At 71.4% G+C, this 24,517-nt stretch carries 19 protein-coding genes; 11 read left to right on the top strand and 8 right to left on the bottom strand.

The genetic code is table 11. The annotated features are described in order from the left end of the window. The first annotated feature begins 12 nt into the window (after nt 1–12). Entirely contained in the window at nt 13–483 is a 471-nt protein-coding gene (locus VZL07_RS26820) for a peroxiredoxin (protein WP_426750595.1), read from the top strand. 7 nt (nt 484–490) lie between these two features. Here VZL07_RS26820 and VZL07_RS26815 read toward each other — a convergent pair whose 3' ends face one another. After that, nucleotides 491–1,069, bottom strand: a complete 579-nt coding sequence (locus VZL07_RS26815) for a TIGR02265 family protein (protein WP_426750594.1) — start codon at nt 1,067–1,069, stop codon at nt 491–493. Between the two features lie 172 nt (nt 1,070–1,241). Here VZL07_RS26815 and VZL07_RS26810 point away from each other — a divergent pair, with 172 nt between their 5' ends. The 4 genes from VZL07_RS26810 to VZL07_RS26795 all read left to right on the top strand — a co-directional run bounded on the left by VZL07_RS26810 (nt 1,242) and on the right by VZL07_RS26795 (nt 3,572). Beyond that, a complete protein-coding gene (locus VZL07_RS26810) occupies nt 1,242–1,883 on the top strand; it encodes an RNA polymerase sigma factor (protein WP_426750592.1) in 642 nt (213 codons plus the stop codon). Continuing rightward, nucleotides 1,883–2,401, top strand: a complete 519-nt coding sequence (locus VZL07_RS26805; RefSeq protein ID WP_426750591.1) for a zf-HC2 domain-containing protein — start codon at nt 1,883–1,885, stop codon at nt 2,399–2,401. Before VZL07_RS26810 ends, VZL07_RS26805 begins: the two co-directional genes overlap by 1 nt. 5 nt (nt 2,402–2,406) lie before the next feature. Next, nucleotides 2,407–2,883 (top strand): hypothetical protein, encoded by a 477-nt coding sequence (locus tag VZL07_RS26800; RefSeq protein WP_426757380.1) that lies wholly within the window; start codon nt 2,407–2,409, stop codon nt 2,881–2,883. A gap of 107 nt (nt 2,884–2,990) precedes the next feature. Continuing rightward, nucleotides 2,991–3,572, top strand: a complete 582-nt coding sequence (locus VZL07_RS26795; protein WP_426750590.1) for a DUF4136 domain-containing protein — start codon at nt 2,991–2,993, stop codon at nt 3,570–3,572. 19 nt (nt 3,573–3,591) lie between these two features. Here VZL07_RS26795 and VZL07_RS26790 read toward each other — a convergent pair whose 3' ends face one another. The 4 genes from VZL07_RS26790 to VZL07_RS26775 form a co-directional block, all read right to left on the bottom strand. Continuing rightward, nucleotides 3,592–4,566 carry a DUF5996 family protein gene (locus VZL07_RS26790; protein WP_426750589.1) on the bottom strand — a complete coding sequence of 325 codons (975 nt, stop codon included), beginning with the start codon at nt 4,564–4,566 and terminating at the stop codon, nt 3,592–3,594. A gap of 131 nt (nt 4,567–4,697) precedes the next feature. Further along, nucleotides 4,698–5,294, bottom strand: coding sequence for a glutathione peroxidase (locus VZL07_RS26785; RefSeq protein ID WP_426750588.1), 597 nt, complete (start codon nt 5,292–5,294; stop codon nt 4,698–4,700). Nucleotides 5,295–5,329: 35 nt separating this feature from the next. Continuing rightward, the gene (gene uvrA, locus VZL07_RS26780; protein WP_426750587.1) at nt 5,330–10,633 is read right to left on the bottom strand and encodes an excinuclease ABC subunit UvrA; all 5,304 of its coding nucleotides are present in this window, start codon (nt 10,631–10,633) and stop codon (nt 5,330–5,332) included. A gap of 56 nt (nt 10,634–10,689) precedes the next feature. Next, nucleotides 10,690–11,307 carry a DUF2378 family protein gene (locus VZL07_RS26775; RefSeq protein ID WP_426750586.1) on the bottom strand — a complete coding sequence of 206 codons (618 nt, stop codon included), beginning with the start codon at nt 11,305–11,307 and terminating at the stop codon, nt 10,690–10,692. A gap of 152 nt (nt 11,308–11,459) precedes the next feature. Here VZL07_RS26775 and VZL07_RS26770 point away from each other — a divergent pair, with 152 nt between their 5' ends. The 5 genes from VZL07_RS26770 to VZL07_RS26750 all read left to right on the top strand — a co-directional run bounded on the left by VZL07_RS26770 (nt 11,460) and on the right by VZL07_RS26750 (nt 20,305). Next, on the top strand, nt 11,460–13,751 hold the full coding sequence (locus VZL07_RS26770) for a PAS domain S-box protein (RefSeq protein WP_426750585.1): 2,292 nt from the start codon (nt 11,460–11,462) through the stop codon (nt 13,749–13,751). 299 nt (nt 13,752–14,050) lie between these two features. Continuing rightward, on the top strand, nt 14,051–15,643 hold the full coding sequence (locus VZL07_RS26765; RefSeq protein WP_426750584.1) for a glucan biosynthesis protein: 1,593 nt from the start codon (nt 14,051–14,053) through the stop codon (nt 15,641–15,643). Next, nucleotides 15,631–16,134 carry a hypothetical protein gene (locus VZL07_RS26760; RefSeq protein WP_426750583.1) on the top strand — a complete coding sequence of 168 codons (504 nt, stop codon included), beginning with the start codon at nt 15,631–15,633 and terminating at the stop codon, nt 16,132–16,134. The genes VZL07_RS26765 and VZL07_RS26760 overlap by 13 nt, the downstream gene beginning before the upstream one ends. A gap of 42 nt (nt 16,135–16,176) precedes the next feature. Beyond that, complete coding sequence (gene mdoH / locus VZL07_RS26755; RefSeq protein WP_426750581.1) at nt 16,177–18,210, top strand: glucans biosynthesis glucosyltransferase MdoH; 2,034 nt, start codon at nt 16,177–16,179, stop codon at nt 18,208–18,210. 598 nt (nt 18,211–18,808) lie between these two features. Further along, complete coding sequence (locus VZL07_RS26750) at nt 18,809–20,305, top strand: SulP family inorganic anion transporter (protein ID WP_426750579.1); 1,497 nt, start codon at nt 18,809–18,811, stop codon at nt 20,303–20,305. Between the two features lie 64 nt (nt 20,306–20,369). On the opposite strand, the gene VZL07_RS26745 is transcribed toward VZL07_RS26750, so the two are convergent. Continuing rightward, nucleotides 20,370–21,680 carry a M18 family aminopeptidase gene (locus tag VZL07_RS26745; protein ID WP_426750578.1) on the bottom strand — a complete coding sequence of 437 codons (1,311 nt, stop codon included), beginning with the start codon at nt 21,678–21,680 and terminating at the stop codon, nt 20,370–20,372. Nucleotides 21,681–21,736: 56 nt separating this feature from the next. Beyond that, the gene (locus VZL07_RS26740; RefSeq protein WP_426750577.1) at nt 21,737–22,537 is read right to left on the bottom strand and encodes a hypothetical protein; all 801 of its coding nucleotides are present in this window, start codon (nt 22,535–22,537) and stop codon (nt 21,737–21,739) included. Between the two features lie 87 nt (nt 22,538–22,624). Here VZL07_RS26740 and VZL07_RS26735 point away from each other — a divergent pair, with 87 nt between their 5' ends. Next, entirely contained in the window at nt 22,625–23,356 is a 732-nt protein-coding gene (locus tag VZL07_RS26735; RefSeq protein WP_426750576.1) for a hypothetical protein, read from the top strand. Between the two features lie 126 nt (nt 23,357–23,482). On the opposite strand, the gene VZL07_RS26730 is transcribed toward VZL07_RS26735, so the two are convergent. Further along, complete coding sequence (locus VZL07_RS26730; protein WP_426750575.1) at nt 23,483–24,424, bottom strand: acyl-CoA dehydrogenase family protein; 942 nt, start codon at nt 24,422–24,424, stop codon at nt 23,483–23,485. Nucleotides 24,425–24,517: the final 93 nt, after the last annotated feature.

Genomic DNA, 24,517 nt, shown 5'->3' with positions numbered 1-24,517 from the left:
GGAGGCGGACGCATGCCTTCTGTCGGAGACATCGCGCCGGACTTCACCGCCACCGACTGCCAGGGGGCTCCCGTGCGGCTGTCCGCCCTGCGCGGGCGGCGGGTGGTGCTCTTCTTCTTCCCCAAGGCCTTCACGCTGGGCTGCACCATCGAGAACCGGGCGTTCCGCGACAACCACGAGCTGCTCAGGGGCCTGGGCGCGGAGCTCGTGGGCGTCTCCGTGGACACGCAGCGCACGCAGTGCGAGTTCGCGAAGGAGGAAGGCATCCACTTCGCGCTGCTCGGCGACTCGGACCGGACCATCAGCCGCGCCTACGACGCGCTCTGGCCCGTGCTCAACGTCGACCGCCGCATCACCTTCATCATTGGCCCGGACGGCCGCATCGAGGAAATCATCCGGCACGAGGTCCGCGTCTACCGGCACCTGGACGACGTGCTCCGCTACCTGCGCGCGCATCCGCTGCCGGACGCCCCGGCACCCTGAGGGGCGCTCACTCCCAGGCGCAGTGGTACTCGCAGTGCGGCGCTCCCCGGGCCCGGCACATGGGGTGGTTGATGCGCACCGCCCGGCCGCCGCACAGCTCGATGGCCCGCTCATGCCACCCGACGATGGTCAGGCAGTCCGGCGCGGTGACGTTCTCCGCATCGAAGGTGCGCAGCACGGCCGAGCTCGGGCCGGTGCGCTCGTACGTGCGGGAGCCCACGGCGTAATAGAAGCGGTAGATTTGCGGCGCCTGGCTCAGCAGGAAGTGCGGCTCGCCGGGCTTGACGAAGACGTGCTGCGCGCCGTGCAGCGCCTCGTCGGCGGAGGCACGCCCCATCTCGATGAAGGCCCGGTCCTCGTCCTCGGGCGACATCACCTCCGCGATGGCCGCGTCCAGCCGCAGGTTCAGCTCCAGGGGATACCAGCCGACGGGCAGCAGCATCTTCCGCAGCAGCGCCTGGTCCTCCGCGGGCAGACGCCGCAGCACCTCGTCCACCCGAACCTGCCCGCCATGGTGGCGCAGCATGTTGAGCCGCGAGATGAGCACGCCGCCCTTGATGCGTGAGCCAGTTCCTTGGGTCAACATGCCCCCGTCCCAGGTCGCAACCGTCACGCCATTGTCCCAGCGCGGACTGTCCTCCAGCAACCCGGGGCGCGGGGTTTATCGACTACAACCCTTGCAATCCAGGAACAGCAGGAAATCGTTCAGGCAAAATCCGCCGAAATTAACCTTTTCCTCCGTCCGGGGTTGGAGTCACGTGAGCATCAGGGAGACAGGCGGCCGGGTGGTGTCCCTGCCCGCGCGCGTGGCCCGGGCGGGCCTGGAGCGAGCACCCGACGAGGCGCTCTGCCGGGCCTTCCTGGACGGCGAGCCAGCGGCCTTCGAGGTGCTGGTGACGCGGCACCGCGCGCTCGTGTTCTCGCTGGTGCGCCGCTACGTGGCACGCCCGGAGGACGCGGCGGACCTGGTGCAGAGCGCGTTCCTGCGCGCGCTGGAGGCCTCGCGCCGCGTCTTCGCGCGCTTCACGCCGTCGGGGCCAGCGCCGTTCCGGGCCTGGCTGGTGCGCATCGCCCTCAACCTGGCGAAGAACCATGCGCGGCAGGGCCAGCGCTGGCGTCCCGTGCTGGTGGCCTCCGGGCCGGATGACCTGGCGGAGGACCCGTCCGAGTCCGCGCAGGAGCGGCTGGAGCGGGCCGAGCGCGAGCGCCAGGTACGCGCCGAGGTACTCGCCCTGCCCCGCCGCCAGCGCGAGGTCCTGACGCTGCGCGTGGACGGCGGCCTGGCCTTCAAGGACATCGCCGAGACGCTCGGCATCACGGAGAACAACGCGAAGGTGCAGTTCCACCATGCGATGAAGCGCCTCAAGGCGAAAGTGGGCGTCCCCGAGGAGAAGCACTGATGGCTGCGTGCCCTGACCAGGAGGAACGGCTGGACCTGCACGCCGCGGGGGCGCTGGAGGACGCGGAGGCCGTGGGGCTCGTCCAGCACATGGAGGGCTGCGAGGGATGCCGTCAGGCCTTCGCCGCGTCCGTGGAGCTGCTGTCGATGGTGGCGCTGCCGCCCATCACCGCGCAGGAGAAGGTGGAGCTGGACGAGCTGCCGCGGCGCACGCTCTCCGAGTGGCGGCGGAGCGCCCGGCGGCAGGGCCTGGGGCTGCGGACGCTGGGGGCGCTGGTGGCCACCGCCGCGGCGGTGACGTGGGTGCTGCTGGTGCCGGGCATGTGGCAGCTCCCGGGCACGGCGGCCACGGACCGGCCCGATTCGGCGGCGGCCGCGACGACGCCCGCGGCCGAGGAGGTGGACGCGGAGACGATGGCCGCCTTCGAGGCCTGGGCGGGGCTGGAGCCGCTGGACGGAATCGAGGACTCCGACAGCTGGGACGAGGACTTCGACATCGATTCGGGAGAGACGCTGTGACGACGATGGTGCGGACGCGGATGGTGGTGATGTTGTTGGCCCTGGTGCCCGTGGTGGCGGTGGCTTCGCCCTCCGGGCGCGAGGCCCGCGTCGAGGAGCGCCTGGTGCAGGCAGAGAAGCGCCACCGGCTGCGGCAGGTGCTGGAGCTGTCGGATGTGCTGGGCCTGGACAACGCCCAGGCGCTGAAGCTGGAGGAGACGCTGCGCACGTTCGACGAGCGGCGCCGTCCGCTGCGCAAGCAGGTGCGGGAGTCGGCGCGCATCCTCCACCGGGCGTCCCGGGGTGACAGCGAGGCCCTGGCCCAGGTGGACGCGGCGGCCCTGGGCGCCTTCGAGGCGCGGGAGCGCATCGCGGCGCTCGACAAGGAGCTGTACCTGACGCTGGCGAAGACGCTGCCACAGCACAAGCGCGCCACGCTCGCGCTCGCCCTGGCGCGCGCCGAGGGCCGGAAGAAGATGAAGCGAGCGCCGGACCTGGACTAGCCCCGACGTCGGGGAGGACCGGGCATCCAGCCCGGAGAGCCCCCCACGCCGTGAATACCGTCAGGGAGCCAACGGCGCGCGCCGCGCCGTCACCGAAGGAGGCTTCCTTGCGGCTGCTGACCCGACTCGCCCCACCCTTGCTGGCACTGGCCTTCGCCGCGTGCTCCGGCATCGACGTCAACACCAACTATGACCCCTCCGCCACGCAGAAGCTGGAGGGCTACCGCACCTACGCCTGGCTCCCGCAGCCCACGGGGACGGACAAGCGCGTCTACAACCCCATCGTCGGCGCGCGCGTCGAGCAGACGGTGGACCGGTACCTGCTGGCGCGCGGCTACCAGAAGGTGGATGCCAGCGCCAACCCGGACTTCCTCATCGGCTGGCATGGCGCCATCCACAACGCGCTGAAGGCGGAGACGGTGGACGCCTACTATGGCTACCCCTGGGGCGGCCCCTTCACGGACCCCTTCTACGCGGGCGGCGCGGTGACGATGCCGGAGACGTACCTGCGGGAGTACGAGGAGGGCTCGCTCATCCTGGACATCGTCGACCCCACCTCGAAACAGCTCGTCTGGCGCGGCACGGCGCAGGCGGAGCTGAGCGAGAACGCCAGCGCGGAGCAGCAGCAGCAGCGGCTGGACGAGTCCGTCGAGAAGCTGCTGAAGGACTTCCCGCCCAAGCCCAGGTAGGCGCGCCGGCCCGCCGCCCTCACGGCGCGGGCTGCTCCGCCAGGGTGCCTTCCTCCACGCGACGCGCGCGCTGCAGGGACTCGGGCACGATGAGCGGGCGCTCCAGCCGGTCCCTCGCCCAGCCGCCCAGGTCCGCGCATGCCGCGTAGGTGCTCTGCAGGAAGTCCAGCAGGTACGCCTCCGGGTCATCCGCCTGGCGCACGTCATCGTAGGCCAGCAGGTACTCCTTGATGTTGGCGTCGTACCGAGCCTTGTCCGGGCGGACCTTCGCGGCCGAGAAGCCCTGGGGCTCTGGCGCCGCGTAGCTGTAGAAGGCCGCGCCGCCCGTCTCCGGCGTGCCCGGCCAGAAGCCCGCGCTGCTGACCTCGTCGCAGTAGGCCTCCTGGGTGATGGGGTCCGCTCCGGGGCGGTCCGGCGCGGGGCGGCCCGAGAAGCGCGTCACCGCCAGGTCGAAGCTTCCCCAGAAGAAGTGCACCGGGCTGCACTTGCCGGTGAAGCGCGCGCGGAACGCCTCGAACACCAGCGCGGCCTGCAGGGTCGCCCGCCACCACCGCTCGACGGCCTCGCCGTCATAGCTGGCGTGGTGCCAGTCCTCGCCGAAGGGCGTGGTGTCATCGGGAATCTCGACGGGCTGCTCCCAGATGCGGACGTCGATGCCCATGGAGCGCAGCGTGGCCATGACGTCCCGGTAGAACTCCGCCACGGGCCGGGGCTCCAGCGCCATCACCCGCGAGGGCCCACGGCTGGCGTGGACGTGCAGCTCGTGTGAACGGAAGTCGAAGTCGACCTCGAAGGCACCATGCCCGTAGGGAATGAGGCCCGTCGTCATGCCTCGTGCCGTCACGCGGAACGCCACATTCCACCAGTGGTTCTGCGGCGGCGTCAGCGCGAGCTTCACCTTGCCGATGACCTGCGTGTACCGGTGCAGGGTGGCGTAGGTGTCCTTCCACGCGTCCAAGGGCAGCGGGGGCCACGCCGCGTCCAGGGTCTCCATGGGGGTCTCCCTTCAAGCCGTGTCGGCATTCAGGGTGAGCCCCCACCGCCGCCCATGCCAGGGTGGCCGCCCGGGTTGTACGCCTCCAGGGCAGGGGCCGGAGGGCCAGCCCCCACGCGCCCTTCTGGCGGCTACGGCTGTGTGAGTGCGCCGTCGATGGCCGCCTTCAGCTCGGCGCTGTCCGGCGTCACCGCGCTGGGGAAGGCCGCCTTCACCTGGCCATCCTTGCCCACCACGTACTTGTGGAAGTTCCACTTGGGCGCCGGGTGGTTCTTCGCCAGGAAGGCGTAGACGGGCGACTGGCCATCCCCCTTCGTCTTCACCTTCTCGAACATGGGGAAGGTGACCTTGTAGCGCAGCTCGCAGAACTTCTTGATCTCCTCCGACGAGCCCGGCTCCTGGCCGCCGAAGTCGTTGGACGGGAAGCCGACGACGACGAGGCCCCGGTCCTTGTACTCCTGGTAGAGCTTCTCGAGGCCCGCGTACTGCGGCGTGTAGCCACACTCGGACGCGGTGTTCACCACCAGGACGACCTTGCCCTGGTAGGTGGAGAGCTTCTCCGGCTTGCCGTCGAGGCGGTTGGCGGTGAGGTCATGGAAGGACATGGGCTTCTTCTCGCTCGGGGTTTCGGGCTTCGCGGTGGAGGGCTTCGGCGCCGCCGGGCCCGCGGCGAGCGCCGGGGCGACGGCGAGCGCCGCGGTCAGGGTGAGCAGGGGCAGGGTCTTCATGGCGGCCCCCAGGATGCCCCACCCGCCCGTCCGTTTCACGCGCGGCGCGCCGCGGCACGAGGCCGCGTGTCCTCGCCCGAAAAGAGCGACTTGAGCACCCGCCCGGTGGGGGTCTTCAGCTTCGCCACCTCCCGCGGCGTGCCCTCGGCGACGATGGAGCCCCCCGCCTCGCCGCCGTCCGGCCCCAGCTCCACCACGTGGTCCGCGGCGCCAATCACGGACGGATGGTGCTCGATGACCACCAGCGTGTCGCCGCGGTCCACCAGCCGGCCCATGAAGGTGATGAGCTTCTCCACGTCGCCCAGGTGCAATCCGGTGGTGGGCTCGTCCAGCACGTACAGCGTGGGCTCGTGCCGGGCAGAGGCCGTCAGCTCCGCCGCCAGCTTCAGGCGCTGGGCCTCGCCGCCGGACAGGGTGTTGGAGCCCTGGCCGAGCTGCAGGTAGCCCACGCCCAGGTCGGCCAGGCACGCCAGCGGCGCGGCCACGCGGGGCAGCGCCTTGAAGACGTCCTTGGCCTCGTCGGCGGACAGGCGCAGCACGTCGCCGATGCTCAGCCCGTGGTAGCGCACCTCCAGCGTCGCCGCGTCGAAGCGCGCGCCGTTGCACGCCTCGCACGGCGTCACCACGTCCGGGAGGAAGGACATCTCATGGGAGATGGAGCCCTGCCCCTCGCACGCCGTGCAGCGGCCGCCGCTGGTCGAGTTGAAGGAGAAGCGCGTCGGCGTGAAGCCCTTGATTTTCGCCTCGGGCGTGGCCGCGAACACCCGGCGCAGCTCGTCCCAGATGCCCAGGAACGTCGCCGGCACCGAGCGCGGCGTGCGGCCGATGGGCGACTGGTCCACCGACAGCACGCGCTTCACCGCCTCCGCCCCGTGCAGCGAGGTGAAGGGGCCGGGCTTCGGCGCGACGCGGTCCAGCTTCTCGCGCAGGGCCGGGTACAGCACCTGGCGAATCAACGTGCTCTTCCCCGAGCCCGACACGCCGGACACGACGTTGAGCCGCCCCACCGGCAGCCGCAGGTCCACGCGCTTCAGGTTGTTGGCCCGCGCGCCCTTGAGCTCAATCCATTGCGTCGGCTCGCCCCGCGCGGAGGGAGGCCGCACCTGCGCCTCCTTCAGCGCGCGCGCCGTGGGCGAGTCGCTCTCCAGCACCACGTCCGGAGGCCCCTCGGCGAGGATGTGCCCGCCGCCGCGTCCACCGGTGGGCCCCAGGTCCAGCAGGTGGTCCGCCGCGCGGATGGTGTCCGAGTCATGCTCCACCACCAGCACCGTGGAGCCCGTGGCCACCAGCGCGCGCAGGTTGTCCAGCAGCCGGTGCGTGTCGCGCGGGTGCAGGCCGATGGTGGGCTCGTCCAGCACGTACATGGCGCCGGTGAGGCCCGCGCCCAGCTGCGCGGACAGCCGCAGCCGCTGCATCTCCCCGCCCGACAGCGTGGAGGCGTTGCGGTCCAGGGACAGGTAGCCCAGGCCCACGCGCTCCAGGAACTCCATGCGGCGCAGCAGCTCCTGGCGGGACGGCTCTCCCAGGAGCGCCCGGTCCCCCTTGAACTTCCACCCCCGAACGCGCGCCAGCGACGCGGTGACGGACTGCTGCACCACCTCGTGGTAGCGCGCGCCCTCCAGCCGGACGCCGCGAGGCACGGGCGCCAGCCGGCTGCCGCCGCACGCGCGGCACGGCGCCACCTCGCCCTCGGCCATCGCCTCGGCGCCGCCCTGCACGCCGGTGCCCTCGCACGACTCGCAGCGGCCCTGCTTCGTGTTGAAGGAGAACCAGCGCGGGTCCAGCTCCGGCACGGCGGTGCCGCACCTGGGGCAGGTGCGCTCGGTGGACAGCAGCGTCTCGCCCTTGCCGGCGTCCACCTTCACCGCGCCCTGGCCCCAGCCCAGCGCCTTCTCGAACACGTCGCGGCTCAGCTTCGCCAGCTTGCCCTGGTACATGACGAGGTCGATGTCGTGCTCGCGCGTCTTCGCCAGGCGCGGCGGGTCGTCCGTGGACGCGAGCTTCCCGTCGACGATGGCCTGGGTGATGCCCGCGCGCGCGGCCGCCGCGAAGACGTCCAGGTAGGTGCCCTTGCGCGAGCGCACCGCGGGCGCCAACAGCGTGCCCTCGCCCTTCATCGCCGTGAGCTGCGCGAAGAGCGCGTCCGGTGACGTGGCCGCGATGGGCGAATCGTCATTCGGGCAGTGCGGCTCACCCAGCTTGGCGAAGAGCAGGCGCAGGTAGTGGGCCACCTCGGTCACGGTGGCCACGGTGCTGGTGGCGCCCGCGCGCGAGGTGCGCTGCTCCAGCGCCACCGAGGGCGGCAGCGAGCTGATGCGCTCCACGTCCGGCCGCGGCATGGAGGGCAGGAACTGCCGCGCGTAGGGGCTCAGCGTCTCCAGGAAGCGGCGCTGCCCCTCGGCGAACACCACGTCGAACACCAGCGAGCTCTTGCCCGAGCCGCTCGGCCCGGTGACGACGGTCATCTTCCCCAGCGGAATCCGGCAGGACACGTCGTGCAGGTTGTGCTCGCGCGCGTGCTCGACCTCGATGGACGGCACCTCGCCCTGGCCCGGCTTGCGCAGCTTCACCGCGCGGCCCAGCGGCTTGCGCTCGCCGCGCAGCGCCTGGGCGGTGGCGCCCTTTCCGCGCGCGACTTCTTCCGGCGTCCCTTCGGCCACCAGCTGGCCGCCGTCTCGCCCGCCCACCGGCCCCAGGTCGATGACCCAGTCCGAGGCCTTCATCACCGCCACGTCGTGGTCCACCACCAGCACGCTCGCGCCGAAGTCCACGAGCGCATGCAGCGCGGCGATGACGTGCCGCACGTCCTCCGCGTGCAGGCCGGCGCTGGGCTCGTCGATGAGGAACAGCGTCCCCCTCGCCTCGCTGGCCAGCGCCCGCGCCAGCTTCAGGCGCTGGGCCTCGCCGCCCGACAGCGTGGACAGCGGCTGCCCTAGCGGAAGGTAGCCCAGCCCGAGCCGCGCCACGGGCCCCAGGGTGCGCTTCAGCGCCGCGTCATCCCCGAAGTGCTGGAGCACCTCGGCCACCGTCATCTCCAGCACCTGGGCCACGCTGAAGCCGTGGTGACGGACGGCGAGCACCTCTTCCTTGAAGCGCCGGCCCCGGCACACCGCGCACAGCAGCGCCACGTCGGCGAGGAACTGCATCTCCACCGTCTCGTAGCCCTCACCGGCACAGGCCTCGCAGCGGCCCTTGTCGACGTTGAACGAGAAGTGGGCCGCCGTGAGGCCGCGCACCTCCGCGTCGGGCTCGGAGGCGAAGCGCTCGCGCAGCCGGTCCCACGCCTTGGTGTACGTGGCCGCGTTGCCGCGCGAGGTCCGCCCCAGCGGAGACTGGTCCACCAGGGTGACGGCCCTCACCGCCTCCATGCCCTCCACCGCGTCCACCGCGCCGGGGGCCTCCACGTCCTTCACGCCCAGCCGCCGCGCCAGGTGCCGGTACAGCACCTCGTCCATCAGCGTGCTCTTGCCCGAGCCGCTGGGCCCCGTCACCGCGCACAGCACGCCCAGGGGCACGCGCACCGTCAGGTCCTTGAGGTTGTGCTCGCGGGCGCCGCGAATCACCAGCTCACCGGTGCGCGTTCGCGGAGTGCGCGCCTCGGCGTCCACGCCCGCCAGCAGCCGGCCCGTCGGCAGGTCCTGCTTCTTCGCCAGCGCCTCCGGCGTGCCGTCGAAGACGAGCTGTCCGCCCTGCTTGCCCGCCCCCGGGCCCAGCTCCAGCACGCGGTGCGCGGAGCGGATGACCAGCGGGTCATGCTCGATGACCAGCGCGATGTTGCCCCGCTCCGCCAGCTCGGCGATGGCCTCCGTCAGCGGCGGTACATCGCCCGGGTGCAGGCCCACGGTGGGCTCGTCCAGCACGAAGAGCGCGCCGGTGAGGGACGTCCCCAGCGCCGCCGTCAGCGACACACGCTGCGCCTCGCCGCCCGACAGGGTGCGCGCGGGCCGGTCCAGCGTGAGGTAGCCCAGCCCCACGCGCTGGAGGTAGCGCAGGCGGCCGGCCAGCTCGCGCCGCGCCAGCTCGCCCTGTCCCGTGGTGGTGCGCAGCGCGTCCAGGCGCGCCAGCGCGTCCGTCAGCTCCAGGCCATGCCACGAGGGCAGGTCCAGCCCGCCCACGCGGTACGCGCGCGCCTGCGCGTTGAGGCGTCCGCCGCCGCAGCTCTCGCACAGCGTGTAGGCGCGGTAGCGGGCCAGCAGCACGCGCACGTGCATCTTGTACGTGCGGCTCTCCATCCAGCGGAACCACGCGCGCACGCCCGGGTAGGCGCGCCCCTCGTCGTAGTCCCCCTCGCCCTCCAGCACCGACTCGCGCTGCGCGGCCGTCAGCGAGCCCCAGGGCTTGTCCCAGGGAATGCCCCGCGCCTTGCACCAGCGCTGGAGCATGCCGCGCTCCCACGTCGTGGACTGGCCGGACCAGGGGCGGATGGCGCCCTGGGCCAGGCTCAGCTCGGGGTTGGGAATCACCTTGCCCCAGTCGATGCCGATGGTGCGGCCGAACCCGCGGCACGCGGCGCACGCGCCCACCGGAGACTGGTAGCTGAAGAGGCCGGGCCGCGCGGGCTCGAACTCCTTCGCGCACTTCGGACACACCAGGCCCCGCCGCAGCCGGTGGGGCGCGCTCTGGCCAGGGACGAACAGGTGCGCCTCGCCGTCGGCGCGGTTCCACGCGTCCTCCAGCGCCTGCGTCACCCGCGACAGCTGCGCGTTCGTCAGCTTCACCCGGTCCACCACCACGCGCGCCACGCCGGCCGGGTCGGTGGCCTCTGCGGGCCGGAGCGACTCCAGCTCCTTCACCTCGCCCTGCACCATCAGCCGGTGGTAGCCGTCCTTCAGCAGCCGGGCCCGCGCGTCCAGGAAGGCCGCCGTGTCGGGGATGCGCAGCGGGAAGGTGATGATGGCCTGCGCGTCCGCGTGCTCACGGATGGCCGCGGCCGCCGCCACGCGCGCGTCGGTTCGCACCGCCTCCACGCCGCAGGTGCCGCACACGGGCACCGCCTCCCGGGTGAAGAGCGCGGACAGATACGGCTCCACGTCCGCCAGCGTGGCCACCGTGGAGCGCGAGCTCTTCACCGGCGCGCGCCGGTCCACCGCCACGCCGGCGGCCACGGGCTCCAGCGCCTCCATGGGCGGCCGCTCCAGCCGCTCGAGGAACTGCCGGGCATACGGGCTGAAGCTCTCCACGAAGCGCCGCTGCCCCTCGGCGTACAGGGTGTCGAGCGCCAGGCTCGACTTGCCGGCGCCCGAGACGCCAGTGACGCAGACGAACTCCCCTTCCGAGAGGTCGACCGACAGGTCCTTCAGGTTGTGCGTGCGCGCACCGACGAGGTGAGTCTTGTGCATACGGGTGGCACGTTTAACGACTGGACACTCCGCAGCCAATCACAACTGAGCGGGCGTCAGCGGGCCCCCGGCTCCCTGGCTGGGCGCGGGCCGGACGTCCAGCGCACGCGCAGCGCGTAGCCCGAGGCCTGCCGCTCCACCACCTCCACGTGCGGCGTCACCGAGGTGCGCAGGAGGACGCCCTCCACCACCCCCGCGACGAAGTCCGGCAGCGGGTCCGGGTCCACGACGCGGATGCGCCACTCGCCCGCCTGCACCGGCTCCAGCACCATCTTCATGTCCTCGCGCCCCGCCCGCAGGTAGGTGGGCAGCCGCGTCAGGCACCGCTCCGTCCCGAGCAGTGGCGCGGCGGTGGCGAAGATGCGGCCCACCAGCGTCTGGGCGAAGCCCTCCACGTAGCGGTACCCCAGGGCGCGGTTGGCGGCTTCGGGAGCCTGGCCCGCGCAGGCATGGCGGCGGGCCACGCCCAGGGCCGCGCGCCACACCGACAGCGGGTAGTACTCCTGCGCCGCCTCCATGTCGTAGCCAATGTCTCTCAAGGACTGGGCGAAGGCGCCCGTGGGCTTCAACGCGTGGACGAAGAGCCCTTCGAAGTTCCGCCGAGGCACCTGCACCGGCAGCGGCGGCGGTTTCTGCGGCTCGACAGCCGTCTTGTCATCGCCCCGCCGGTCCATGTGCTCCCCCTATCTCCACCGGTCCACCGCGGTCCAGGTGACAGTGTAACAGCCCAGGCGCTTCGTCACCTCCACGGCACACCGGGCTGGCCTCCGCTTTTACAACAGCAGACGTCGTGTCACGATGAGCCGCCGTCTACATGAGGAGGCCCATGCGGGTCCTGATTGTCACCCAGGGGGGAGGGGCGGACCTGGCGCCACTCGAGGCCCGGCTGCGTGAGCAGGGGCACACGGTGGTCACCGTGGCGCGCGAGGCCGACGTGCCGGCCGCCTGGCGCAGCGGGGCGTGTGGGCTGGTGGTGGTGGATGCCCGGGGTGAGACCTCCCGCGTTCCGCTGGTGCTCGCGCTGCGCAGCCTCCCGGGCGCGGAGGCGTCGGTGCTGATGCTCCTGGGCCAGCGGGGCGCGATGGCCGCGCTGCGGCCCGCGCTGGACGCCGGCGCGGACGACCTGTTGACGTGGCCGGTGGAGGACGAGGAGCTGTCGCTGCGGCTGGAGCTGGCCGACCGCCGCTTCGCCCGGCGCGAGGACCGCAAGGGCATGTCCTTCGGCAATGACCTCAAGGACACGCTGCTGGCCGTCAGCCCCGTGCCCACCTCCATCACCACCATCGCCGAAGGCCGGGTGGTGGCCGCCAACGACTTCTACTTCCAACTCTTCGACTACACCCGCGAGGAGGTCATCGGGCGCACGACGGTGGAGCTGGGCCTGTGGGAGACGCACGGCGACCGCGCGCAGGTGGTGGAGCGCCTGCGCCGGCTCGGCACGGTGCGCGGCATGGACGCGCAGTACCGCACGCGCCGCGGCGAGCTGCGCCACACCCTGCTCTTCATGGGCATGGTGTCCTATGGCGGCGCGCCCCACATCATCTCGTTCTTCCCGGACATCACCGCCCTCAAGCGCGCCGAGGAGAGCCTGCGCCGCTCGGAGGTGAGCTTCCGCACCCTCATCGGCAGCCTGCCGGACCTGGTGGCCGTCTTCGACACGAACGCGTGCGTGCGCTACGCCAACCTCAAGGTCGCCACCGCCCTGGGCTACGAGAGCGTCGACGAGCTGCTGGGCAAGCACATCTCCGACATCATCCCGAAGGAGGACTTCCCCAGCGCCGACGCGCGCATGCACGAGGCCCTGCGCACCGGCCGCGCGGCGCTCCAGGAGCGGCGGATGGTCAAGCGCGACGGGAGCGTGCTGCACGTGGAGTCCACCACCTTCCCCCTGCCCTTCGACGGCAAGGACTCCATCGTCTCCGTCTCCCACGACCTGACGGAGCGCTACCAGATGCAGGCGCGGCTGATGCTCGCGCAGCGCATGGCCTCCGTCGGCACGCTCGCCGCCGGCGTGGCGCACGAAATCAACAACCCCCTGGCCTACCTCACCGCCAACCTGGCCTTCGCGCGCGAGGAGCTCGCCAGCGTGCTGCCCGCCGGCGCGCGCGACGTGGAGCCGCGGCTGGCGGAGGCGGTGGGCAGCGCGCAGGCGGCGCTCGCCGAGGCCCAGCAGGGCGCGGACCGGGTGCGCAGCATCGTCCGGGACCTGAAGACGTTCAGCCGGGTGGACTCCGCCGAAAGCGCCGAAGTCGACATCCGGCAGGTGCTCGAGTCCACGCTGAACCTGGCCACGACGGAGATTCGCCACCGCGCCCGGCTGGTGACGCAGCTCGACGACGTGCCCACCGTCATCGGCAACGAGTCCCGCCTGGGGCAGGTGTTCCTCAACCTGCTGGTGAACGCCGCCCAGGCCATTCCCGCGGGGACGCCGGAGCGGCATGAAATCCGCGTCGTCACCCGCGTCGCGGGCCATGGCAAGGTCTGCGTGGAGGTGTCGGACACGGGCGCGGGCATCGCCAAGGAACACCTGCCGCGCCTGTTCGACCCCTTCTTCACCACCAAGGAGCCCGGGGTGGGCACGGGGCTGGGCCTGTCCATCTGCCACAGCCTCGTCACGGCCCTGGGTGGGGAAATCCACGTCACCAGCGCGCCGGGCAAGGGCTCTACCTTCCAGGTGCTCCTGCCGCCCTCCCAGCGGGCGGGAGCGGAGCCCCCACCGCCCCCACCGCCGTCCGCCCCCGCCGAGAAGCGCGGCCGCCTGCTGGTGGTGGACGACGAACCCCTGGTGTGTACGGCGCTGGGGCGCACCCTGCGTCCGCACCATGACGTCACCCTCTCCACCCGGGCCCAGGAGGCGCTGGCCCGCATCGAGGCCGGCGAGCGCTTCGACGTCGTCTTCTGCGACCTGATGATGCCGGGCATGAGCGGCATGGACTTCTACTCCGCCCTCAAGGCCCGGCACCCCGACCAGGCCCAGCGGGTCATCTTCCTCACCGGCGGCGCGGTGACGGCCCAGGCCCGGGCCTTCCTGGAGTCAGTGCCAAGCCCACATCTGGAAAAGCCCTTCGCTGGCAGGGAACTCCTCTCCCTGATCCAGGAACGGCTCGCGCACGCATAGCGAATTGTCAGCCTGTGGAAGATTTGGACAGGCCCTCCGGGCCCCTGCCCCTATCCTCCCCATCGCCCCCGACCGCAGGGCAGGGAACCGTCTTCCACCCCCTCATTCGAGTCGGGTTTTTCTGGAGTCCACCAGGACCCCATGCCTCCAACCTACTGGAATCCCAGCGATTTCGCTCTGGCGGATTCAAGTGGGCCGCGCTGGTACGCGGGTTGCTGAAGCACTGACGCGCCGCACCGCGAGACCACGCGGAGCGTGCGGTCGGGTCGGCGACCCCACTCACACGGAGGCTCTCGGACGTGACGTCGTTGCGGCAGAAAGCGTTGAGACTGGGTGCGCCGTGGCTGTGCGCGGTGGCGGTGGCGTCGAGCGGCGCCGCCGTGGCGCGGGCACCCGCGGCGAAGGCCCAGACCGCCTCCACGAAGGGCACGACGGCCTTCTCCGCTGAGACGGTGGTGGCGCGCGCGCGGGCGCTGGCGGCGAAGCCGTACCAGGCACCGCCGAAGTCGCTGCCCAAGGCGTACACCCAGCTCAACTACGACCAGTACCGCGACATCCGCTTCCGTCCTGAGCGCGCGTACTGGCGCGACGCGGGCCTGCCCTTCCACGTGCAGTTCTTCCACCCGGGCTTCCTCTTCCAGTCCCCGGTGGTGGTGAACGTCGTCGAGGCGGGGCGCTCGCAGCCGCTGCGCTTCTCCCAGGACCTCTTCAGCTACGGCAAGGTCGTCAACAAGGCGTCCCTGCCTCGCAGCGGCGTGGACGGCTTCGCCGGCCTGCGCTTCCACCACCCGCTCAACCGCCCGGACATCTTCGACGAGCTGGCGGTGTTCCAGGGCGCCAGCTACTTCCGCTCGCTGGGCAAGGGCAACCTCTACGGCCTGTCCGCGCGCGGCATCGCCATTGACACCGCGCAGCCGCGCCCCGAAGAGTTTCCGGACTTCCGTGAGTTCTGGCTGGAGCGCCCGGCATCCGGCGCGGACCGCGTGGTGCTGCACGCGCTGATGGACGGCCCCAGCATCACCGGCGCCTACCGCTTCACCATCATCCCCGGCACGAACACGGTGATGGAGGTGGAGGCCACGCTCTTCTCCCGCCGCAGCATCGAGAACCTCGGCGTGGCGCCCCTCACCAGCATGTATCTGTTCGGTGAGAACGACCGCGCCAGGTTCGACGACTTCCGGCCGGAGGTCCACGACTCGGACGGCCTCTTCGTCTGGTCCAAGGACGGCGAGCAGCTCTGGCGCCCGCTGCAGAACCCGCGGCAGGTGCGCACCTCCAGCTTCCACGCGGAGAGCCCGCGCGCCTTCGGCCTGCTGCAGCGGGACACGGCCTTCCACAACTACGAGGACCTGGAGGCCCGCTACGAGCGCCGCCCCAGCGCGTGGGTGGAGCCCGTGGGCGAGTGGGGCCCCGGCGCGGTGCGCCTGGTGGAGATTCCGACGCCGGACGAGACGCACGACAACATCGTCGCCTTCTGGGTGCCGGACGCGCCGCTCACCCCGGGCACGCCGCTGCGCGTGGCCTACCGCCTGCATTGGGGCGCCCAGTCGCCCTGGGAGAACACCGGCGGCGTCGTCACCTCGACGCGCATCACCTCCGCCATCACCCCGGGCATGCCCGTGGGCGAAGGCGTCACGCCGGCCACGCGCCGCTTCATCCTCGACTTCTCCCGTACCGCCCGCGCCGACGACGGGCCGGTGGAAGCGGTCATCACCGCGGCCAAGGGCCAGGTGCTGCGCTCCACCATCCAGCGCCATGAGCCTTCCGGTGGCTGGCGCACCACCTTCGAGCTGGAGCCCGACGGCACCAGTGAACCCATCGAGCTGCGCGCCTTCCTGCGGCGTGGTTCGGAGACCCTCACCGAGACCTGGAGCTATCTATGGATTCCGTGACGACGCCGAACACCTGCCCCTCCGTGACGACCGACTGGGTCCGTCCGGAGACGTGCGTGGCGCTCGACGCCTTCTTCCAGGGCTTCGGCTTCGAGGCCACCGAGGACCTGGCCACGCTGGCCGCCTGGGTGCTGGAAGGTGTCACTGCGTCCAACGTGAAGCCGCAGGCCGCCGTGGCCCTGGCCCGCGCCCGCATGGAGACGTGGCTGACGCGCGTGCTGGACATGGACGTGGTGGGCGAGGGCCGTCTGCTCACCCGGGGCCGCGCGGCCTTCGTCCTCTGCGACGGCGCGCGCTTCGGCGCCTCCGTCCTCACCCGGGACGCGGTGCCGCGCGAGCTGGTCCGCGCCCTGCGCGCGGCGGTGCCCGTGCCGACGCCGGCGCAGGTGGCCACGCCCATGCCGGAGCAGCAGCTCGTGCTGTGGCCGCTGGGCGAGCGCCTGCGCCGCTGGCTGCGCGCCAGCCAGCCCGACATGTCCGTCTCCCGCTGACGCAGCCGCCCCCTGCTGGGAGGCCCTTCGCGAGGTTCCGCCATGCACGCTCATTCGTTCTCACCGGAGAGCGCCGGCATCCGGCGCCTCTTCGTCCTGGGCCTCGCCGCCGTGTCCACCCTCGTGGGCACGTGGGAGATGCACCGCCTGCTGAGCGCGCGCGGCACCACCGTCCCCGAAAGCCTGTTGCTGGTGCTCTTCGCCCTGTGCTTCGGGTGGATTGCGCTGTCCTTCTGGACGGCGGTGGCGGGCTTCCTCCAGCTCGCGGTGAGCCGGCGCCTGCCCGGCCTGCGCTGGCCGACGGAGGAGGAGTCCGCCACGCGCCTCACCTCGCGCACCTCGGTGGTGATGCCCATCCACAACGAGGACCCGGCCTCCGTCTTCGCCAATGTGCAGGCCACCTACGAGTCGGTGGAGGCCACCGGCCAGCTGGACGCCTTCGACTTCTACATCCTCAGCGACTCCACCCGCCCCGAGGCATGGATTGCCGAGGAGCTGGCCTGGTCGGACCTGTGCCGCCGCGTGGGCGGCCAGGGGCGCATCTTCTACCGGCGTCGCACGGACAACACGGGCAAGAAGGCCGGCAACCTCCAGGACTTCTGCGAGCGCTGGGGCCGCCACTACGACTTCACGGTGGTGCTGGACGCCGACAGCCTGATGGACGGCCGCACGCTGGTGACGATGGCGCGGCTGATGGAGCTCAACCCGCGCGCGGGCATCCTCCAGGCGCCGCCGCTGAACGTGGGGCGCAGCACCCTCTTCGCCCGGCTGCAGCAGTTCGCCGGGCGCGTGTACGGCCCGGTGGTGGCCGCGGGCGCCGCGGCATGGCAGCTGGGTGAGTCCAACTACTGGGGCCACAACGCCATCATCCGCACGGAGGCCTTCATCCAGCACTGCGGCCTGCCGGTGCTCCCCGGCCAGCAGCCCTTCGGCGGCCACATCCTCAGCCATGACTTCGTGGAGGCCGCGCTGATGCGCCGTGCCGGCTACACCGTGTGGCTGGTGACGGAGCTGGGCGGCAGCTACGAGCAGCCGCCGCCGAGCCTGCTGGACTATGCCCAACGCGACCGCCGCTGGTGTCAGGGCAACCTCCAGCACCTGAGCCTCGTCGCCGCGGGCGGCCTGCACCCCATCAGCCGGGGCCACTTCCTGATGGGCGTGATGTCCTACGCGGCGTCCCCGCTCTGGCTGCTGTTCCTGCTGTCCGGGCTGATTGCGGGCCTCTATGACGGGTGGCTGTCGTTCTCCAACCCGCACCTGCTGGAGGACCTGGGCCCGGAGGCGCTGGCGTTCGACACCGCGGGCGCCGTGCGGCTGTTCACCGTGTCCATGGTCATGCTGTTCGCGCCCAAGTGCTTCGGGCTGCTGCTGGCCCTGGCGAGCTCGCGGGACTCGGCGCGCATGGGCGGCCGGGTGCGGCTGGTGCTGAGCGTGGTGCTGGAGAGCCTGCTGGCCACGCTGATGGCGCCGGTGATGATGCTGTTCCAGTCGCACTTCGTCTTCGGCACGTTGCTTGGCTACAAGGTGACGTGGTCCAGCCAGCAGCGCGACGACGCCGACCTGCCCTGGTCCGAGGCGGCCCGGCGGCACGCGGTCCACACCGGCGTGGGCGTGGCGCTGGCCGCGGTGGCGTACTTCCTGTCGCCCGGGCTGCTGCTGTGGCTGTCGCCCGTGGTGGCGGGCCTGTTGCTGTCCATTCCCCTCTCCGTCTTCACGTCGCGCGCGTCGCTGGGCACGTGGCTGGAGCGGCGCGGCCTGCTCGTCATCCCCGAGGAGACGGAGCCTCCCCGCGTGCTGGAGCGTGCGCGCGAGGTGGCCGAGGAGCACGCGCTGGAGCCGGTGACGGACGCGGTGGACCACGTCATCTCGGACGCCAAGGCGCACGCGCTGCACCTGGCGCTGCTGGAGTCCCAGCCCGCGCCCGCCGCCGTCCCCATGGCGCTGGCCTCCGCGCGGCGCAAGCTGCTGGGGGACAGCGTGGAGCCCCTGTCTCCGCCGGAGAAGACGGCGGTGCTGATGGACGCGCACACACTGACCGAGGCCCGCGAGCGCCGCCTGACACTCGCGGTCTCCTGAGGTGTGCGAGGCCTCCTGGCGTACGAGGGCCCCATCTCCGAATCGCGCGAGGGTCGCGTCAGCGCCGTGGCTCGCACCCATGGAGGCGGGCTCGATTCGGAGCCCCTTGCACGTTGCGAGATGCGCGGATGGCAGCAGCGGTTCCTGACGCGCATGTCGGGCATCCACCATTGTGACAAGCCGGGGCCTGACTGCATGCCCCGTTGACAGAACGCGTCATGCCATGAGACTGACGCGCGCGGCTGGCTGCTCCTTTGGGTGGCCGACCGCACGCGACGGCATGCCTCTTCCTTCCGACACACGTGCGTATTCCTGGCAGGGAACGCCCCCACATGCCCGTCCTGCGCGGGCCTGGGACAGCCTGACCCTCCGTGTGCGGGCGGCTTCCGTCACGCCACCTTGACGTGAGTCGGTCCGTGGAGGCTCTGCGGTGCGTGGCACGCGTGTGTCGCCGCCTCAGGCCGTCCGCCTCTTCCTGAATCAATCCTTCTCCGTGCGCCTCACCGGGCGGGAATGCGCGGCAGTCGTGCCGCTACCGCCCTGCGTGCGCCCTTTCCCTCCCCGTGTCCCGGGACGCGGGGGCTGCTCTGAGTACGCCTTGAATCTGACGACACGTATCGATGTGCCCCGCTTGAAGCGGGAGTGGTTCTCCAACATCCGGGGAGATGTGCTGGCGGGCGTGGTGGTGGCCCTGGCGCTCATCCCCGAAGCCATCGCGTTCTCCATCATCGCGGGCGTCGACCCGAAAGTGGGGCTGTACGCCTCGTTCATCATCGCGGTGCTGACGGCCATCTTCGGCGGGCGCCCGGGAATGGTCTCCGCGGCCACGGGCGCCATGGCGTTGCTGGTGGGCTCCCTGGTGGCGAACCACGGCGTGGAGTACCTGTTCGCGGCCACGATTCTCACCGGCGTGCTCCAGCTCGGCTTCCGGGCGCTGAAGCTCAGCCGCTACATGAAGTTCGTCCCTCGCGCGGTGATGACGGGCTTCGTCAATGCGCTGGCCATCCTCATCTTCATGGCGCAGTTGCCGCAGTTCGTGGGTGAAGGCTGGCCGATGTACGCGATGGTCGCGGGCGGGCTGGCCATCATCTATGGCCTCCCCCGGCTGACGAAGGCCGTGCCGTCCCCCCTGGTGGCCATCGTCGTCATCACCGCCATCAGCCTGCTCACCGACAGCACCGTGCGCACGGTGGGAGACATGGGGGCCCTCCCCGACTCACTGCCCTTCTTCCACCTCCCCCAGGTGCCCTACACCCTGGAGACACTGCGCATCATCTTCCCCTACGCCGTGGCGCTCTGCTTCGTCGGCCTGCTCGAATCGCTGCTCACGGCCGCCGTCGTGGACGAGTTCACGGACTCGCCCAGCGACAAACATGCCGAGGCCGCGGGACAGGGCATCGCCAACGTGGTGACGGGCCTGTTTGGCGGCATGGCGGGCTGCGCGATGATTGGCCAGTCCGTCATCAACGTGCGCTCGGGGGGCCGGGGCCGGCTGTCGAGCTGCTTCGCCGGACTCTTCCTGCTCTTCCTCATCCTCGTGCTGAGCGACTGGGTGGCACGCATCCCCATGGGCGCGCTGGTGGCGGTCATGATCATGGTGTCCATCGGCACCTTCGACTGGAAGTCGCTGGGCGCGATGCGGGTGATGCCGCTGCCGGAGACCCTCGTCATGGTGGCCACCGTGGGCACGGTGGTGCTCACGCATGACCTCGCCAAGGGCGTGCTGGTGGGGGTGGTGCTCAGCGCCATCTTCTTCGCGCGCACCGTCGCCAAGCTGGTGGTGGTGGAGAGCGCGCTCAGCGAGGATGGGGGCTCGCGCCGCTACCAGGTCTCCGGGGAGCTCTTCTTCGTCTCCGTGGAGGCCTTCGTCTCCGCCTTCGACTTCCGGGAAGCGGTCCGCGCGGTGGAGGTGGACCTGTCGCGCGCCCACATCTGGGACGTGTCGGCCGTGGCGGCGGTGGACCGCGTGGTGCTCAAGTTCCGCGCCCGGGGCGTGGAGGTGAAGCTCAGCGGCCTCAACGAGGCCAGCGCCACGCTGCTGACGCGCCTGGGCACGCATGACAAGCCCGGCGCGGTGCTCAGCGCGGGGCACTGAGCGAAAACTCCGGGGGACGAGGAGGCGCCCGCTGGCCGCGGGCCTCCTCCTTCCTTCCGCGGACCTACGCGAAGAGCCGGCTCAGCACGGCCACCATCTGCGCCACGTCGGTGGCGCACGCCATCTCCCGGATGGAATGCATGGACAGCATGGGATTGCCCACGTCCACCGTGCGGATGCCGAGCTGCCCGGCGGAGATGGGGCCGATGGTGCTGCCGCAGCCCAGGTCGGTGCGGGTGACGAAGTGCTGCGGCGTCACGCCGGCCTCGCGGCACAGGGCCGTGAAGAAGGCCCACGACTCGCCATCCGTGGCGTAGGACTGGTTCACGTTCGACTTGATGACCGGGCCCGCGCCCATGTGCGGCTGGTGCTTGGGCTCGTGCAGCGACGCGTAGTTGGGGTGGATGGCGTGCGCCATGTCCGCGCTCACCAGGAACGAGTGCGCGATGGCGCGGTGGAACGCGTCCGGCTTGCCGTCGGAGTGCGCCAGCGTCAGGCGCTCCAGCAGGGTACGCAGGAAGGGAGACGCGGCGCCCTGCGCGCTGCGGCTGCCCACCTCCTCGTGGTCGAACAGGATGACGCCGCTGGTCGCCTCGCGCGGCGCGTTGCTGGAGAGCAGCGCGGACAGGCTCGCGTGGCAGCTCGCCAGGTTGTCCAGGCGCGGCGCGTGGAGGAACTCGCCGTGCGCGCCCGAGCGCGTGGACGGCTGCAAGTCATAGAGGCACAGGTCGTAGCCGAGGATGTCCCCCGCCTGCGCCTTCACGCCTCCCTTGGCCAGCTCCTCCAGCAGCAGCCCGTGCAGCTCCGCGGCGCCGGCGCGCTCCAGGCCCAGCACCGGGACCATGTGCTCCTGAGGGTTCAGCTTGAGCCCTTCCGAGTTCACCCCGCGGTTGAGGTGGATGGCCAGGTTGGGCACGCGCAGCAGCGGCCTTCGGAAGTCCACCAGGTGCCGCTGGGGACGGCCCTCCACCATCACCATGACGCGGCCAGCGAGCGACAGGTCGCGGTCCGTCCAGGTGTGCAGCAGCACCCCGCCGTAGATTTCCACGCCAAGCTGCTGGTAGCCGTTCTTCGTCACGGCCGCGTTCGGCTTCACGCGCAGGTTCGGCGAGTCCGTGTGCGAGCCGACCAGCCGGAAGCCGGCCCGGTCCACGGGCTGGGTGCCCAGGTGGAAGGCCGCGATGCTCGTATCCCCGCGGGTGATGAAGACGCGCGCGCCGGGCTCCAGCGTCCAGGGCTCGCGCTCATCCAACTGGCGGTAGCCGGCCTGCGTCAGACGGCGGGCCGACTCGCGCACCGCGTGGTACGGCGTGGGCGAGGCGTCGATGTACTCGAGGAGGTCTCCAGCCAGGGCATCGGTGTCGGTGGGGCTCATAGGGCGCCCCAAGCTAACGCCGTCTGGCCCCGCCGCCACTCCCGAAAGTCAGCGGCCTAGCGGGCGGGCAGGCGTTTCGCCGGAGCCTGTGCGGGGAGGACGGTCGTCGCGGGTCGGGCCCCCGGGGCCGCGTCCAGGAAGGTGCCCAACAGGACCCACCGCCGGGACGCCGCCTCCCTGCCCCTCCGGGCCAGCAGCGGAGTCGTGAAGTGCCAGAAGGGCAGCCGGTACACGGTGATGCCGCCCACGGTGCTGACGCGGGTCATCTCCGTGAAGTGCCCGTCCCGGGCATAGACGAGGTACTGATGGTCCACCCCGGGCAGCGTGAGGCTGACGTGCATGTCCACGTAGCCGTCGCGGGCCTCGGGCTCCTCCGGATGGTGGTCGTTGTGGGGGCCGGAGTAGTCGCCGGGGCCGTAGCACAGCGCCTGGATGCCCCACTTGCGCCGCAGCGCCCGGCCCGTCACGGCCGCGGCGAACCCGGCGAAGGTGTCCGAGCGCAGCATGTCCGTGAGCCCCACGGACTCGGCCGCGCGCCACGAGCGGGAGCGCCGGCTCTCCAGCAGCGCGGTGCGCACGCGCACCGTCTTGGGCAGCAGCTCCATGTAGTTCATCGTCTGCCCGGAGATGGAGTCCGCCGGAATCGGGTCCTCCATGGGCACCATCGTGTCGCGCATGGCGGCGTCCAATGCGTCGCGGCAGGCGGCGGCCCGGCGGGGGTCGATGACACCCTGCAGCGAAACGAAGGGACGCGCCGGGTCCAGCAGGGCGCCCACCACGTCGCGCTCCTTGCCATCGAGGATGCGGCGGCCTCGGGGGGTCAACCAGTCAGCGAACTCTTTGGGGAAGGCCTTCATCGACGTGGAACATAGCGCCCCACGCAACCTTTACAGCCGACTTGCGATAATCACCGACAAGCTGATTTTCCCCGGAGAGCCCTGGCCATGTCCCGCATCGACAGCCGCCCCCGCGTCATCTCGAATCCTTCCGCCGCGCCCTCGCGGGCCCAGCCCGAGGCCCCGGCCCAGCAGCCGGCCAACGTGGCCCGTGCCGCCGCCGTCGGTCACACGCAGGTGAACTCCTTCGAGGGCGCCGCTCGGGCCCGTCCGGCCGTGGCGGCCCAGCCGATTCCCGGCGCCTGGCGGGGTGGCCCGGACACGGAGGTGGGCCGCGCGGTGCAGTCCATCGTGTCGCGGCTCCAGTCGAACCCGGACGCGAACAACATCACCATCAAGGGTGACACCGCGGCCAGCCTGTTCAGCCGCGCCATCCTCGACAGCAAGCACGTGACGAACGAGCAGATCATCGCCATGTCGAAGGTCACGGTGGACCAGCTCGCCACCGACGAGAAGACCAAGGCGAAGGTCCTCAAGAAGGTCCCCGAGGTGCGCGACCTGCCGGTGCACAAGTTCACCGTCGCGATGATGTCCGCCGCGACGGGCATCGACCCGCAGACGCTGTCCCAGGCCGTGCCGGACCTGGGCCTGACGGGCGCTCCCAACACGCCGCTGCTCTACGCGGCCAAGGGCGAGGGCATGCAGCGCTCCACCGCCCTGCACGACTTCACCGACTACCTGCGCGGCGCGGGCATCAAGGGCCTGAACAAGGCCGTGTGGGGCGTGGAGAACCGCATCCTCTCCGCCATCGTCTCCGCCGTGGGCGGCGGCCGCTACTGAGCGCCGCCACCGCGTCGCGGTGAGCACCGGGGCCGGGTACTCCCTCGTGGAGTCCCGGCCCTTCGTTTGTCTCTCTCATCCACAGTCCGGATTGCGCGGCCGGCCCGCCTGCGGTGCTCCGCCGGGTCAGCCCCCCTGCTCTGATGCATCCTGGATGCGCTGCCTAGCCGCCTCCAGGCGCTTCGCCCGGACCTTCCCGGCGACGCCCAGCAGCACCCGGTCCCGGGCCCAGCGCTCGCGCGTGGTGGCGTCCGTGGACGCCCAGAGGGGCTCGCACCGCTCCAGCACCGCGCGCTTCGTCAGCGCGAGCCCACCGCCCAGCGCCACGTGCGTGGCGGCCTCGGACGGCTCCGCCTGGGAGAGGCCGCGCATCATCACCGCCAGGGCGAGCAGCTCCTCGCGCACGTCGTCCGGCCAGCCACTGCGGCGCCCCACCTGGAGCAACCATCCCAGCATCGCGAGCTGGACGTGACAGTCCTCCACGGTGCGGAAGGGCTTGAGGTAGCGCGCGTAGCCATCTCCAGGCAGAACATCCTCCGGAGCCACCGCCACGTCCTCAAGGATGAGCTCCGCGTGAGGCACTTCGGGGACGAAGGACAGCTCCGGGAGCGCGCTCAGCCGGACACCGGGCCGCTTCGCGTCCACGGCCACCATGCGCAGGCGGTTGCGACCCTGGGCGTCCTGCCCTTCCGAGGCAACCACCAGCAGCAGCTCCGCGCGGGTCCCCAGCGTGACGAACGTCTTGTTGCCCGAGAGCCTCAGGCCCGCGCTGGTGTCGGCCAGCCGCGTCTCGATGACGTTGGGATGCGCTCCGGCCGGCTCGGTGGCACAGAGTGCGATGGGCTGGTCCGCCGGAAGCTCCGGGAACAGGCGGCGGAGCGCGGCGTGGTAGCCCGAAGCGAAGGCGAATCCCAACCGGTCGGCGAGGAAGCCACCCGCCAGCGCCAGGTCCGAGGGCGCGGTGAAGCGGGAGGACAGCTCCAGGTGCCGCCGCCACCAGGTGTCGACGGAGTCGAGGACCTGGGGCTCGGCGGGCGCGGTGAGCAGGAAGTGGAGGACGTCGTTCACGGGACGAGTCTATTTGCAGACCTCGCCGATTCGTCCACGGATTCTCGGATGAAAGGTCGGCCTTCCACTCCATTCAATACAATGGCTCGCAAC

This window comes from Pseudomyxococcus flavus (genome assembly GCF_050038885.1).
GTDB classification, from domain to species: domain Bacteria; phylum Myxococcota; class Myxococcia; order Myxococcales; family Myxococcaceae; genus Myxococcus; species Myxococcus flavus.
The sequence above is the reverse complement of the archived record's forward strand: the minus strand, read 5'-3'. Positions and strand labels throughout refer to the sequence as shown.

Coding starts and splice junctions, on each gene's coding strand:
- VZL07_RS26820 (WP_426750595.1), top strand. CDS start 13: ATGCCTTCTGTCGGAGACATCGCGCCGGACTTCACCGCCACCGACTGC.
- VZL07_RS26815 (WP_426750594.1), bottom strand. CDS start 1,069: ATGTTGACCCAAGGAACTGGCTCACGCATCAAGGGCGGCGTGCTCATC.
- VZL07_RS26805 (WP_426750591.1), top strand. CDS start 1,883: ATGGCTGCGTGCCCTGACCAGGAGGAACGGCTGGACCTGCACGCCGCG.
- VZL07_RS26800 (WP_426757380.1), top strand. CDS start 2,407: ATGGTGCGGACGCGGATGGTGGTGATGTTGTTGGCCCTGGTGCCCGTG.
- VZL07_RS26790 (WP_426750589.1), bottom strand. CDS start 4,566: ATGGAGACCCTGGACGCGGCGTGGCCCCCGCTGCCCTTGGACGCGTGG.
- VZL07_RS26785 (WP_426750588.1), bottom strand. CDS start 5,294: ATGAAGACCCTGCCCCTGCTCACCCTGACCGCGGCGCTCGCCGTCGCC.
- uvrA (WP_426750587.1), bottom strand. CDS start 10,633: ATGCACAAGACTCACCTCGTCGGTGCGCGCACGCACAACCTGAAGGAC.
- VZL07_RS26775 (WP_426750586.1), bottom strand. CDS start 11,307: ATGGACCGGCGGGGCGATGACAAGACGGCTGTCGAGCCGCAGAAACCG.
- VZL07_RS26770 (WP_426750585.1), top strand. CDS start 11,460: ATGCGGGTCCTGATTGTCACCCAGGGGGGAGGGGCGGACCTGGCGCCA.
- VZL07_RS26760 (WP_426750583.1), top strand. CDS start 15,631: ATGGATTCCGTGACGACGCCGAACACCTGCCCCTCCGTGACGACCGAC.
- mdoH (WP_426750581.1), top strand. CDS start 16,177: ATGCACGCTCATTCGTTCTCACCGGAGAGCGCCGGCATCCGGCGCCTC.
- VZL07_RS26745 (WP_426750578.1), bottom strand. CDS start 21,680: ATGAGCCCCACCGACACCGATGCCCTGGCTGGAGACCTCCTCGAGTAC.
- VZL07_RS26740 (WP_426750577.1), bottom strand. CDS start 22,537: ATGAAGGCCTTCCCCAAAGAGTTCGCTGACTGGTTGACCCCCCGAGGC.
- VZL07_RS26735 (WP_426750576.1), top strand. CDS start 22,625: ATGTCCCGCATCGACAGCCGCCCCCGCGTCATCTCGAATCCTTCCGCC.